9 protein-coding genes are annotated in these 13591 nt (G+C 59.2%); 6 read left to right on the top strand and 3 right to left on the bottom strand.

From position 1 onward, the window contains the following. Positions 1-17: 17 nt before the first annotated feature. On the bottom strand, positions 18-2348 hold the full coding sequence (locus AAID99_RS11125) for a TonB-dependent receptor (protein WP_229719538.1): 2331 nt from the start codon (positions 2346-2348) through the stop codon (positions 18-20). A 176-nt stretch (positions 2349-2524) separates the two neighbouring features. Here AAID99_RS11125 and AAID99_RS11120 point away from each other — a divergent pair, with 176 nt between their 5' ends. Beyond that, a complete protein-coding gene (locus tag AAID99_RS11120; protein WP_267311624.1) occupies positions 2525-3217 on the top strand; it encodes a GntR family transcriptional regulator in 693 nt (230 codons plus the stop codon). Positions 3218-3277: 60 nt separating this feature from the next. Here the strand turns inward: AAID99_RS11120 and AAID99_RS11115 are convergent, their stop codons facing one another. Beyond that, positions 3278-5395, bottom strand: coding sequence for a TonB-dependent receptor (locus AAID99_RS11115; RefSeq protein WP_188425480.1), 2118 nt, complete (start codon positions 5393-5395; stop codon positions 3278-3280). Between the two features lie 261 nt (positions 5396-5656). On the opposite strand from AAID99_RS11115, the gene hemC reads away from it, so the two are divergent. The 4 genes from hemC (at position 5657) to AAID99_RS11095 (ending at position 10281) form a co-directional block, all read left to right on the top strand. After that, entirely contained in the window at positions 5657-6709 is a 1053-nt protein-coding gene (gene hemC, locus AAID99_RS11110; protein WP_188425481.1) for a hydroxymethylbilane synthase, read from the top strand. Positions 6710-6853: 144 nt separating this feature from the next. Continuing rightward, positions 6854-9109 carry a catalase/peroxidase HPI gene (katG, locus tag AAID99_RS11105; protein ID WP_188425482.1) on the top strand — a complete coding sequence of 752 codons (2256 nt, stop codon included), beginning with the start codon at positions 6854-6856 and terminating at the stop codon, positions 9107-9109. A 60-nt stretch (positions 9110-9169) separates the two neighbouring features. After that, the gene (locus tag AAID99_RS11100; protein WP_188425483.1) at positions 9170-9607 is read left to right on the top strand and encodes a pseudoazurin; all 438 of its coding nucleotides are present in this window, start codon (positions 9170-9172) and stop codon (positions 9605-9607) included. Between the two features lie 11 nt (positions 9608-9618). Further along, a complete protein-coding gene (locus AAID99_RS11095) occupies positions 9619-10281 on the top strand; it encodes a cytochrome b (RefSeq protein ID WP_498493875.1) in 663 nt (220 codons plus the stop codon). 34 nt (positions 10282-10315) lie between these two features. Here AAID99_RS11095 and pgm read toward each other — a convergent pair whose 3' ends face one another. Next, complete coding sequence (gene pgm / locus AAID99_RS11090; protein WP_188425485.1) at positions 10316-11962, bottom strand: phosphoglucomutase (alpha-D-glucose-1,6-bisphosphate-dependent); 1647 nt, start codon at positions 11960-11962, stop codon at positions 10316-10318. A 248-nt stretch (positions 11963-12210) separates the two neighbouring features. Between pgm and AAID99_RS11085 the strand changes: the two genes are divergently transcribed. Beyond that, positions 12211-13398 (top strand): SMP-30/gluconolactonase/LRE family protein, encoded by a 1188-nt coding sequence (locus AAID99_RS11085; RefSeq protein ID WP_498494298.1) that lies wholly within the window; start codon positions 12211-12213, stop codon positions 13396-13398. Positions 13399-13591: the final 193 nt, after the last annotated feature.

Below are 13591 nucleotides of genomic sequence, written 5' to 3'. Positions count from 1 at the left end.
GCGGTCGTGTCGTGCGATCAATAGGTTACGTTGATTTTTGCGCCAACAAAACGGGGCAGGCCGGGAATGACGCCGTAGAAGGTGGCCTGTGTCCCGCCGGACAGCCAGTAGCGGCGGTCGGCAAGGTTCTGGCCATAGACGGTCAGCGACCAGTGTTGCTTGGGTGCGGCGAAGGTCAGGAAGGAGTTGACCAGGAAATAGGCAGGGGCGCGATAGATGCCGCCATCGCCAATATGCTGGGGCTGTGTCTGGGCACCGCGATAATTATAGTCGACATCGAAGGTCATGCGATAATCGCGGAACATGGGCCAGGTATAGACCGCGGCCCCGGACAGGGTGAGATTGGCCAGCCCCATATTATAGCCGTTGTAATTCGTATAAACGGGCGACCAGACACCCGTGGAGGCAAATTGGGCGGTCGTGGCGCTGCGGTTCAGGCTCTGGAACTGGGTGTAGACACCGTTCTGGTAGCCGAAATTCTGCGTGAGCGTCAGGCCATGAAACGGATGCGCCTCAATGTCGAATTCAGCGCCGTAGATATAGGAGCGAGGGGCGTTTACATAGCCACCGAGCACGCCATAGGGGGGCACCAGAATGCTGCCCAGAAGCTGCTGGTCGCGATAGTCATAATAGAAACCGGCCGCGTTGAAGCGCAGGCGACGGTCGAACAGCATCGACTTGAAACCACCCTCATAGGTCAGCACGGATTCAGGCTTGAAGGGGCGAAGCTGGTTGGCGTTTTGCGTGATATTGGCTGAGAAACCGCCGGGCTTGAAGCCTTTCGAGAAGATGGCATAGCCCATGATATTGGGGGTTACCTGATATTGCAGGCCAACACGCCCGCCAAACTGGTTGGTCAGGGCACCGGCGCTGCCGAAATTGGTCTGTGCTGTGGCGAGGCCCGTGTTGAGATTAACGTTGGTGCTCGTCAGGTTGAGCATCTGTCGATCGTCTGATTCGTGATTGATGGCCCCGATCAGCGTGAGCTTGGGCAGGATGCGGTAGCTGAGCTGCACATACTGGTTGAAATTCTGCTGGTTCTGACGATACGAGGTTTCGTTCAGCGGCGTGGTGCCGGGCCGGTCGGAGCTGTCATACCAGAAGCTCTGGGCCATGCGGGCGCGGCTGTAATACATCCCCGTTTCCCAGTGGAAGCGCGCCTTCGGGTCGCGTGATTCCAGCTTGATCTCCTGAGAGAACACATTGGTCTGGTTATTGCGGAACATGTTGCCGTAAGACAGAACCGAGTTGGTCTGGTTGGTCAGTTCGTGTTCATCGACCATTTCATAGGCGCTTTGCGTCCACAGACGCGCCCAGCTGAAGTCTTTAGTATAGCGGATATTCGCGCCCCAGAAGAGATTGTCCTCACGCGGCTTCGGGTTATTGGCATTGATGCCGATAATTTTGGCAAAGCGCGGGTCCAGGCCCCAGGCGGTCTGATAGATGTCGTTCGTGACCGGCACGCCATAGGCATTGTAGAGATTATGCCCTGATGACGATTCAGACTGGTCGGTCGTCCAGTGGCCGCCAATATCAAGGCGTGAGGTCTCGTCGATCTGCCAGCGCAGCTTGCCACGCAATGCGCCGATATTGCTGTTGCCATAACCGACGCCCTGGCCGTTATGCTGGAAACCGCCTCCCGTGAGCGATTGCCCTGCAATACGATAGGAGACGCTGCGTGAGAGTGGGCCGGAGACGAAACCTTCGACACGATTGCGGCCGTAGCTCGCGATATCCTCGGTCAGGCCTGCGTGGAATGTCTGTGTCGGATCGCCCGTGTGAAAATTGATCTCGCCGCCCGTGGTTGACTGACCATGGGTAAAGCCCGAGGCACCGGGAGCGACCGAGATATCATCCATATCGAACAGCATGCCGGTGGTCATGATGCTGACCGGATAGGCGACACCATCGACATAAGGCATGACCGACGGTGTGTTGTTCTGGGTAAAATCCATCAGCCCGACGCCGCGCAGGGCAAAATTGAGAGCGGCGCTGCCAAAGCTCGGCTGAATGGTCAGGTTGGGGGCGACGCGCACGATATCGGTCAACTGCCGAACGTTGCGATTCTGCAACTCCTGACGCGACAGGATGGTTTCGGAATGGGCGTTGTGCTGGCCGGCGCTGGTTACGCCGCGACGGGCGGCAACCTGAACCGTTTCGCTGCCGCCATTGAGCGGCGCATGAGAGCGGGCCTTGCCATGTGTCGCGGTCTTTGTGTGCGTGGATGCAGGGGCGGCCTGTGCCGTAACACCAGCCAGAAGAAACGGCGACGCCACAATGGTGGAAACGAGCAGAATTGTCCGACAGGACATCATGCGCGAGGGGCGATGGCTCTTCATGGGGGACATGGGCGGCTCCGACATCGGTATTTCTCGTATGGGCAAGACTTGTATACTAACTAGAATACAAAATAGAACAGTTCCATAACGAAATGAAAAATTTGTGAAAACTGCGTCTGACTGTTGCTGGTCCGATACGATGTAACCCGCTTGCCTTGGGTCTTTCCCCAGCGCATAAAACACTCATGCAGCATCAGAAACTCGACCCGGAACGTGCCAGCGGCCTCGTGATCGAGGAGCGTATCATTCACGCCGTGCTTTCAGGCCGAATCGCCCCAGGCGAGCGCTTTGGCGAGAAAGAGGTCGGCGAGATCTTCGGGGTGTCGCGCACGCTGGTGCGCGAGGCGATGATACGCCTCAGTAGCCGAGGGCTGGTCGATGTCTCACCGCGTCGCGGCTGGTTCGTCATCGAGCCGACCGTGGCTGAGGCGCGTGAAATCATCGAGGCCAGACGTGCGGTCGAGACAGGGCTGATCATGGATCACGCCCTCGTCTCGCCAGAAGCCATAGCGCGGTTGCGGGCGCATCACGAGGCCCAGCAAGGGGCTATTGCCGGACAGGATCTGGCGAGGCGCTCCTATCTGCTCGGCCATTTTCATGTGCATATGGCCGATGTGCTGGGGAATTCGGTTCTGGCCGATATTCTGGAAAATCTGACGGCGCGCACCGTGCTGATTTCTGCCCTGTATCAATCCGAAGAAGACGCCCAGCATTCCTGCAACGATCATGGCGAGTTGATTTCGGCCATGGAGCGCGGGGATAGGGAAGAGGCCATACGCATCACGCAGGACCATCTGGTGCATCTCGAAAAAGCCCTGCGCAATCGCGCAAGAAGCAATCGCCATACCGGGTTGAGTGGCGCACTGGCCGAGTCATGACCAACCCCGCCCTGTCATGCCAGGGCGGGCAGGATCAGGGCGAGCGGTGTCAGCGACGGGTCAGAGCCGTCCGTCGATTGTAAAGCCGAAGGCGCGCGGCTGGCCGATCTGGGCCTGAAGGCCAGCCCAGTTGGTGCGGCCACTGAACAGGATGTTCTCGTTGGTCAGGTTCTTGCTGTAGAACCGTATCGTATAATGGCGTGTGCGATAGCCTATATGGGCATTGAGCACATTGTAGTCTCCCGCTACCAGCCCCGTGCCGCTTTCCACCTGCGAGGTATAGCTGCCGACGCGGTTGAAATTCGCCCCCATGAACAGGCCATTTCTGAAGCTTTTTTCGACACCGATATTGAGTGTTGCCGAGGGGGCATTGCTGAATTTCTTACCTTCGACTGAACGATAGGCTGCAGGGGCATCAAGAATCTTGGTGTCCAGAAGGCCAAGTCCGCCGAAAAACTCGAGGGTTTTCGTGGCATGGTAAATCGCCTCGAGCTCGAGGCCCAGACTGCGCCCATGCGGGATATTGACGAAGGTATAGTTCAGCAGATCCTGATAATCGTGATAGTCATTGTAAAACAGATTGGTGTTCAGGCTCAGCTTGCGGTCCAGCAGTTCGGTATGGCCGCCAAGCTCATAGGTCGTCACCGTTTCCTTCCCGTACTGATAATAGGTGCCGTTATCCCAGTCGATGGCCCCGCCGCCCGGGTTATAGCCGCGTCGTACGGTAAAACTTGCGCTCGTTACCGGGGTGAAGCTGTAGCTCAACCCACCTTTTGGCAGGAACATGGTCGTGCCGGCATTGAGCGCGACCTTGCCCCATGAGAGGGCAACATTGCGTGCCTGTTCTTCTCGTTCGACGCGCGCGCCCGCAATCAGGCTCAGCCCGCCGACAAGATGAAGTGTGCCGTCGACATAGCCTGCATAGGTGCGTTCGGCGTCAGGGCCATTCACGCCCATATCCGATCGGATATTCTGGTCGCGGTTGAAATAATAGAACCCGGCGACACCATTGAAACGACTCTGCGCCGGGGCAAGAACGAGCCTGTCCTCGACCGTATTGTTCTGCTCGCGCAAGGCCAGATGGCCAAGGCTGTTGGCGCTGCCGATAGCGTTACCCTGATGGAACAGCGCGTCATACCAGACATGGCCATAGGTCAGTTCATTGGTCAGGGAAGGAGAGATCCGGTAACTGGCGCGCAGGCTTGCCTGATCGATGCTCGAATCCGAGATGCGCGTGTTCATATCCGCATTATCGAAGCGATAGCGAAACAGGTCGGGTCCCGTAGCGGTGTAGAGATATTCGCCGTGCTGTTCGCGGTGCCAGCCCATGAGCGTGACCTTGAGAGCAGGCAGGATCTTCGGTGTCCAGAGCAGCTTGCCGCGTATCGAGGTCTGGCTCACTTCATGCGGATTGAACGGCCAACCGCTTCCCGGATAGCGGATGTAGCTGTCGCCGCGCACGCCGTCTGTCGTGAGGCGAAAAGCCAGCTCATCCTTGATGATCGGGCCGGATAGCAGCCCGGCAAAAACACCTTTGCTGCCTGCGCTTTCATAACCGCCCCTGACGCCAGCCTGCCAGTACTGCGTCGGTGCTTTGGAATTCAGCGTGATGGCGCCTCCTATGGCGTTTCGGCCCTGTGTCGTGGCCTGAGGGCCGCGCAGCACGCTCACCTGATCCATATCCCAGGTTCCGGCATCGACATAACGCTGGCCTGAATAGGTTTCGGGCAGGCCATCGATAATGGTCGCCGTTCTGGGGCGACTGCCTGACATCAGGCTGAAAATACCACCTGCCGCGCCAGAGCCCGTCACGCCACGTATTGTCGGGATGTCGGCAGCATTGCCGATCATGTTGGGCACGCGATTGACCACGTCATAAAGCGACCGGTATTCGCTTGCGTCGAGATGACGCAGGACCGTTACGGCGCTGTTCGTGTTCTTCAGGTGGTCGAGCTTGTCGCCAACAACCACGATCGTCTCGGTCGGGTTTCCACTGTCATTATTGCGTGGCGCTTCCTTTTTACTGCCTTGCTGCGAGGTGGAAGCCGTTTTCCTGTTCTCTTCTTCGGCCTGCGCCGTATCGGGAAGACAGAGAGCGCCACTCACCAGGGCGAGCAGCAGGGTGCCGGCTATCGGGATATTCCGGCCTCGTGACAGAACAGCAGGACAGGGGGGCATTGAAGAGGGGCCTTTCACTTATTTTATTCATAATGATAATGAGAATCATTATTAATAAAAGGTATTAGCCCTTTCCATGCCTGCAGATCTGTCAATTTGGCATAACTTGTTGCGAAGAAGACACGAGGCAGGAACCGGCACAGAAGGAGGTAGCAGCCCGTGTCCGGTGGCGGACAGGCGCGGTATTGACAGGTAATTCCTGTTACTGATCGTAGGACAAACAATTACACCTTGAATTACCGGGGCAGTAAGGCTGGGCGCATGACGATCCTGCCCGCCTCCTCCCTGATGACCGATCTGAATTTCGCCGCGACCCTGTCGTCTCGGCCACTGCCGCATCCGGTCTTCGGGCGTGATCTTCGGGTAGGCACCCGCGCATCGCCTCTGGCGCTTGTTCAGGCACGCAGCTTCATGGCGCAGCTGGGCGAGACTTTTCCGCTTCTGGAAATATTCGGCTCCCTGCAGGAGTGCCGAATCTCGACGAAAGGCGACCGTGATCAGGTCAGGCGACTGGCCGAAATCGGAGGGAAGGGGCTTTTCTCGAAAGAGATCCACGAAGCCCTGCGTGCTGGCGAGATCGATTTTGCCGTTCACAGCCTCAAGGATCTGGAAACCTTTTTGCCCGATGATCTGGTGCTGGACTGCACGCTCAGGCGTGAAGACCCGCGTGATGCTCTTGTGCTGCGCGATCGCAATGCCGTGCAGCCTGGTCAGGACCCGCTGGATTGCCTGCCGAAAGGAGCCGTTATCGGATGTGCCTCTGTCAGACGTCAGGCGCAGATTCTCGCCAGAAGACCCGATCTGCGATTCTGCCTCATAAGAGGCAATGTGCAGACGCGGCTGCGTAAGCTGGAAGAGGGGGCATGCGATGCCACGTTGCTGGCTCTTGCCGGGCTGAACCGTCTGGGCATGGCCGCGCGGGCTGATGTGGTTTTCGAGCCTGATGACATGCTCCCCGCCTGCGGGCAGGGCATTATCGGTATCACCCTGCGCCGCCGCGACACCGGGCTGCGCAAGCTCATGACGGCAATCGAAGATCCGGCAACCCGTCTGGCTGCAACGGCAGAGCGCGCCTTGCTCGAGGCGCTGGACGGGTCATGCCGCACGCCCATCGGCGGCTTTGCCAGGCTCGAGAACGGGCGTCTGGTGCTGCACGGGCTGATCGCTGCCGAAGATGGCAGCGTCGTGGTGCGGCGAGAGATTGCCGGTCTGCCGGAAGAGGCGTCGGCGCTCGGGGCCGAAATGGGCGCCATGCTGCGCCGGGACACGCCAGCCGCTGTTTTCTCCCGGCTGATCGGTCAGCCGGGGTGGTAGGACGCCGCTGTGAAGTGGGGTTTTTCCTATAAGAGATATAATTACAATCGGTTTGATAAATAACAATACTGAAAATAAACCGGGAACCACAATAATGATCCTCAAAATCAGGAGGATCATAGAGAATACTCAGGGAGTAATGAAATGAAGCTTCTGAAGTTCGGGATGGCAGCGCTGATCGCTTCCACCACATTGACCACGCTGCCTTCTTCAGCCCGTGCAGACGGCATCGAGAAGCCCCATGAGTTCTATTGGCCGACCCGCCTCAGCCTGGCACCGCTGCGTCTGCATGCAGCAGAATCGAACCCCTATGGCGGCGATTTCGATTATCCGCGTGCTTTCCAGAAGCTGGATCTGAATGCGGTCAAGGCTGATATCCGCAAAACACTTACCCAGTCGCAGCCCTGGTGGCCTGCAGACTACGGCACCTATGCGCCGTTCTTCGTGCGTATGGCCTGGCATGCCGCTGGCACCTATCGCGCCATGGATGGTCGCGGCGGTGAGGAAGGTGGCGAGCAGCGCTTCGAGCAGCTGAACAGCTGGCCCGACAATGCAAGCCTGGACAAGGCGCGTCGTCTGCTCTGGCCGGTAAAGAAGAAATATGGTCGTGACCTGTCCTGGGGCGATCTGATGGTGCTGACGGGTAACGTCGCCCTCGAATCCATGGGCTTCAAGACACTCGGTTTTGCCGGTGGTCGTGCCGATGACTGGGAATCAGAGCTAGTCTACTGGGGCCCCGGCACCCAGTTCGGCGCATCGAACGTGGACTCGCAGATCAAGAAGTCCAGCGTCGAGCCCGGCGGTCATCTCCCCAAGCCTCTGGCCTCCACCACCAAGGGCCTGATTTACGTCAACCCGGAAGGCCCGAACGGCGTGCCTGACCCGGCAGCGGCTGCCCAGATGATCCGCCTCGCTTTCGGCCGTATGGCCATGAATGATGAAGAGACTGTGGCGCTGATCGCTGGTGGCCATACCTTCGGCAAGGCTCATGGTGCCGCTTCGGCCACGAAATGCGTCGGTGTTGCGCCGGCTGCCGCACCGGTCGAGCAGCAGGGCCTCGGCTGGGCCAATCACTGCGTGCAGGGCAAGCTGAAGGCGACCGACGCCATCACCAGCGGTCTTGAAGGCGCGTGGTCGGCTGATCCGATCCACTTCACCTCGCAGTATCTCGACAATCTGCTGGGCCATGAGTGGGTCAAGACCAAGAGCCCCGCTGGTGCCATCCAGTGGATGCCCAAGGATGCGGAAAACATCGTGCCGGACGCCAGCGATCCGAACAAGGCGCATCCGCTCATGATGTTCACGACCGATATCGCGCTCAAGACCGATCCGTCCTATCACGAGATCATCACACGCTGGGCGGCTCATCCCGAGCAGTTTGCCGATGCTTTTGCCCATGCCTGGTTCAAGCTGACGCATCGTGATCTGGGGCCGAAATCGCGTTACTTCGGGCCTGAAGTCCCGGTTGCCGATTTCCTGTGGCAGGACCCGCTTCCCGCTGCGCAGGGGGCAACGATCAATCAGGCTGATATCCGCGAGCTGAAGAAAGCCATCGCCTCTTCGGGTATCTCCGAGCGTGACCTGATCAAGACCGCCTGGGCTTCTGCCGCGTCGTTCCGCACGTCCGACCATCGTGGGGGTGCCAATGGTGCCCGTATCCGTCTGGCACCCGAGAATGACTGGGCTGTCAATGATCCGGCCGATCTGAAAATCGTTCTGCCGAAGCTCGAGGCCGTGCAGAAGCACTTCAACAGTGCCAACCACCATGGTCGCAAGGTCTCGCTGGCCGATGTGATCGTGCTGGCCGGCAATGTCGGTGTCGAACAGGCCGCGAAGAAGGCTGGTGTCAGCCTCGACCTGCCTTTCGCACCGGGTCGTGTGGATGCCGGGCCGGAGCAGACCGACAAGCAGAGCTTTGCCCTGCTGGAGCTGAGCGCCGATGCTTTCCGCAACTACTATCGTGCGGAGCAGGATGAGAAGTCTCCTACTGAGATGCTGGTCGACCGTGCGGGTAATCTCGATCTGACAGTGCCTGAAATGACGGTGCTGCTGGGTGGTCTGCGTGTGCTGGATATCAACACGGCGCATTCAGAGCAGGGTGTTCTGACGACCCGCCCCGGCGCACTGAGCAACGACTTCTTTGTCAACCTGCTCGACATGTCGACGCGTTGGGAGAAGTCGGCTTCTCAGCCTGGTGTCTATGACGGGTTCGATCGCGAGACGAACAAGCAGCGCTGGACGGCCTCGTCTGTCGATCTGGTCTTCGGTGCCAGCTCCGAATTGCGGGCCGTGGCTGAAGTCTATGCGTCTGATGATGCACAGGCCAAGTTCGTGACCGATTTCGCCAAGGCCTGGACCAAGGTGATGACGCTCGATCGCTTCGATCTGCACCGCAACTGAGCTTCTGACGAAGCAGATTCACGCCAGCGCCACGGTGCTGGCGGGTCAGGAGAGTAGACCATGTCCAGAATGATACGTGCTCTGGCGCTCTGCGCCGCCATGATGCCTCTCGCCGCTCAGGCTGCGACGGTAGAAGTGAAGATGCTGTCTCACGCTGCCAATGGTGGCCGGGGCTTCGAACCCGCCATCGTGCATATCCAGCCCGGCGATACGGTGCATTTCATTGCCAGCGATCCGGGGCATAACGCCCAGTCCATTACCGGCATGATCCCCGATGGGGCCACCCCGTTTGCCGGTCAGATGGGGCATGATCTCAGCGTGACGTTCTCCAAGCCGGGTCTCTACGGTTATAAATGCCTGCCGCATTATTTCCTGGGCATGGTCGGGATGGTCGTGGTGGACAAGCCGGTGAATGAGGCCGCAGCCAAGGCCGTTTCACAACCGGGTGCGGCGAAGATCCGCTTTGATCAGCTTTTCGCTCAGCTCGATCACTCCTGAGAGCGGATGCCATGGCCGGGTCTGATACAAGCACAGGGACACAGCGCTATACGCGTGTAGCAAGCCTGCTGCATTGGCTGATTGCCGCTCTTGTTCTAGTACAGATCGGCCTTGGCCTGACGATGGATCACGTGACTCTTGATGACATGGTCACGTTTTCCTTGTTCCAGACCCATCGGGCTCTGGGCATGATCACCCTGGTTCTGGTGGTGCTGCGGGTGGTCTGGCGTCTGCGTCATAAGCCGCCTGTTCTGCCAGCCTCAGAAACGGTATTGATGCGCCATATCGCCTCGATGACTCATGCTCTGCTCTATGCCGGGCAGATTCTGTCGCCGCTCAGCGGGTGGGCGCTGGCATCAGCTTCATCGCTGGCTCTGCCACTCAGCATGTTCGGTCTGTTTGACTGGCCGCTTCTGCCATTATCGGCGGATGGTCGCTTCGAAGACCCGCTGCGTCTCGTCCATCACTGGGCCGGGTGGGGTTTTGCCGCCCTCATAGCCCTGCATATCGGTGCTGCCCTCTGGCACGGTGTTGTCATGCGCGACGGGCTGGTCTGGAGAATAATCCCCCTTTCCCGCCCCGCGTCCAAACCGCAGCAAAATCCGTTAAGGCCGGATTTTCCGTCCTGCGGGGCGTCCGGACAACAGGGATGGTGTCCGGGCCGGTTTTTTTGAAACCCTCTCCCGAAAAGGAGAGGGTTTCATGTTTTCAGGCGTTGAACAGGGCCGAGATAGCGGTCTGGGCATCCTGCTGGATCTGTTTCAGATGGGCCTCGCTGACGAAGCTTTCTGCATAGATCTTGTAGACATCTTCCGTGCCTGAGGGGCGGGCTGCAAACCAGCCATTATCGGTCGTGACCTTCAGGCCGCCAATAGCGGCGTCATTGCCCGGTGCGCGGGTCAGGGTTGCCGTCACGGCGTCGCCTGCCAGATGCGTCATGGAAAGCTTTTCCGGGGTGAGCTTCGACAGAATGGCTTTCTGCTCTGCATTCGCAGCCGCATCGATGCGCTGATAGAAAGGCGCCCCCAGTTCGGCGGTCAGGGCATGGTAGTGCTCTGCCGGGGTCTTGCCGGTTACGGCGGTGATTTCTGCGGCCAGAAGACCCAGAATCAGACCATCCTTGTCAGTCGACCATACGCCACCGTCACGACGCAGGAAGGATGCGCCCGCGCTCTCTTCGCCACCGAAACCGAGCGTGCCGTCATACAGCCCGTCGACAAACCATTTGAATCCGACAGGGACTTCAACCACTTCGCGGCCGATCTTTTTTGCGACGCGGTCGATCAGCGCCGAGCTGACCAGCGTCTTGCCGATCTTCGCGTTCGCTCCCCAGCCCTTGCGCTGGGTAAAGAGATACCAGATTGCGACGGCGAGATAATGGTTTGGGTTCATCAGCCCGTCGGGGCGCGAGACGATACCGTGACGATCGGCATCCGTATCGGTGGCGAAGGCGACATCGAATTGCGAGCCCATGCCAATCAGACGGGCCATGGCATAGGGTGAGGAACAGTCCATACGGATCTGCCCGTCCCAGTCTGCGGTCATGAACCCGAATGCCGGATCGAGCTCCATGCTGACGATCGTGGCCTTGAGGTCGTAACGCGCGATGATGGCAGGCCAGTAATCCAGCGCCGCGCCACCCAGCGGATCGATACCGATGCGGATGGTCGAATTGCGGATGGCCTCCATGTCGATGACCGCGCCCAGATCATCGACATAAGGCGTGATGAAATCATGGCCGCGTACACAATCGGCCTTGCGGGCCTCTTCGTAAGGCAGACGATGCACGTCCTTGAGACCGGCAGTCAGAAAGGCATTGGCCTGATCCTGAATGACCTTGGTGATGTCGGTATCAGCCGGACCACCATGGGGCGGGTTGTATTTGAAGCCGCCATCGACCGGCGGGTTGTGCGAAGGCGTAATCACCACGCCATCGGCCAGCCCCTCGCTGCGTCCCTTGTTGTAGGTCAGGATGGCATGGGAAACGACCGGGGTAGGGGTGAAGCGGCTGTTGCAGTCGATACGCACTTCGACGCCATGGGCGGCGAATACTTCGATGGCCGAACGCTGTGCCGGGTCTGACAGGGCATGGGAGTCGATGCCGATGAAAAGCGGCCCCGTAATTCCCTTGTCCTTGCGATAGCGGCAGATCGCTTCTGAGATGGCGAGGATATGGTTCTCGTTGAAGCTCGTATGCAGTGACGACCCGCGATGACCGGAGGTGCCGAATGACACGCGTTGGCCCGCAATCGCCGGGTCTGGCTTGCGATTGTAATAGGCCCCGATGAGTGCCGGTATGTCGGCGAGGGCGGAGGGATCCAGCGTCTTGCCGGCGAGGGGGCTGACAGCAGTCATGAGTCTTCGGGTCCTTGATCTTGCAGGCGGTCCTGATGGCGCAAGGTGACACCGCCCGATGGCGCCGAGTCAATGCGTCGGAATACTTTCATGAACACATCACATGGCCGTTATGCGGCATGGAAGTGACGGCCCGGCTCATAATCCCGGGCTGACAATAACTTGATACAAAACTCATCTCGTCCGGATTACGGTGCCAGACGTTCCCGCCGCGACAGCAGGAACCGTAACGCTCACAGGATCACATGATGGAACTCAAGATGCCCCTCGCCCGCAGAGGGTTTCTGACAACGGCTCTGGGCGGCGCTGTCTGCGCTGCCCTGCCGGCCCGTGCCGCGACAGAGGCAACGGCAACACCGCCCAACGTGATCAGCCAACCGCCCCGCCAATGGGGTGCTGCTGCGGGACCGGCCTATTTTCCTGACCCCGATGTGATCGCGCTCGATCCGTCTTTCAGCAATCTGACCTATTTCGCTGCTCCCATCCGTCGGATCTACGACAAGGGTGACTGGACGGAAGGCCCCGCCTGGAGCAGCGAAGGGCGTTATCTGGTTTTCAGCGACGTCGTTCAGTCGAAGGCGCTGCGTTATATCTGGGAAACGGGCGAGGTGACGGAGTTCCGTCCGGACAGTTATGCCGCCAACGGCAATTGTTTCGATTTCCAGGGCCGTCTGATCACTTGTGAGGATTTTTTCCGTCGGCTCGTTCGCTTCGAGCATGATGGCAGTGTGACGGTGCTTGCCGACAAGTTCGAAGGCAAGGGGCTGAATTCACCCAATGACGTTGTGCCGCATCCGGATGGCAGCATCTGGTTTACCGATCCGGGTTACGGGACCAACATCTCGGAAGGCCATGCGGACGAGCCGGGTGGCCCGACCAATCCCGATGGCAAGATCCGCTGGAAGATCGGACGGGAGCTGATTGGCGAGATTGGTGGCGTGAGACGCCAGCAGGACCATGTGTTCCGTCTCGCCCCCGATGGTACGCTCAAGGCCGTGTTGATGGAAAAAGACGTGACCTGCCCCAATGGTCTCGCTTTCTCGCCCGACTACAAGAAGCTCTATATAGCCTCGACCCCTGCCGGGCCCGGTCAGAAGAAGGGCGGAGATCAGGCTATTCATGTGTTCGACGTGCAGGACGACAGCCTGACCAACGGGCGCGTCTTTGCAGATATGCGCTTTCATGGCGCCCAGATGAATCCTGACGGATTCCGGGCCGATGTGTTCGGCAATCTGTGGTGCGGTGTGACCGGCCCGCTCGGCTTGTGTGGTGTGTTCGTGTTCAGCCCGCAAGGCGTTCTGCTCGGGCGTATCCGTCTGCCGCAGGGGTGCTCGAACCTGACATTTGCGGGGCCAAAGCGCGACCATATCGTGATGTGCGCAGGCAGCGCCCTTTATATGCTTCAGGTCGGTGTGCAGGGCGCGGCATCTTCCTGACGCCCAGGAAACTTAGCACCAGTCTGGTCTGATCAATCGCGGCCTTCACAGTTACGGATTGTCGTTTGTAGGCCAGACTTTGCCCAAACCTACACCCATGCCGGTAGCGCGGGGAGCGAGCCGCGCCCCCTGACGCTGGATCTCCCTGAGGCAGAGCCTTGACCCAGCGAAGATGGAGTAACCGGGGAGCTCT

Source organism: Asaia sp. Ae19-3 (assembly GCF_059801175.1).
The sequence above is the reverse complement of the archived record's forward strand: the minus strand, read 5'-3'. Positions and strand labels throughout refer to the sequence as shown.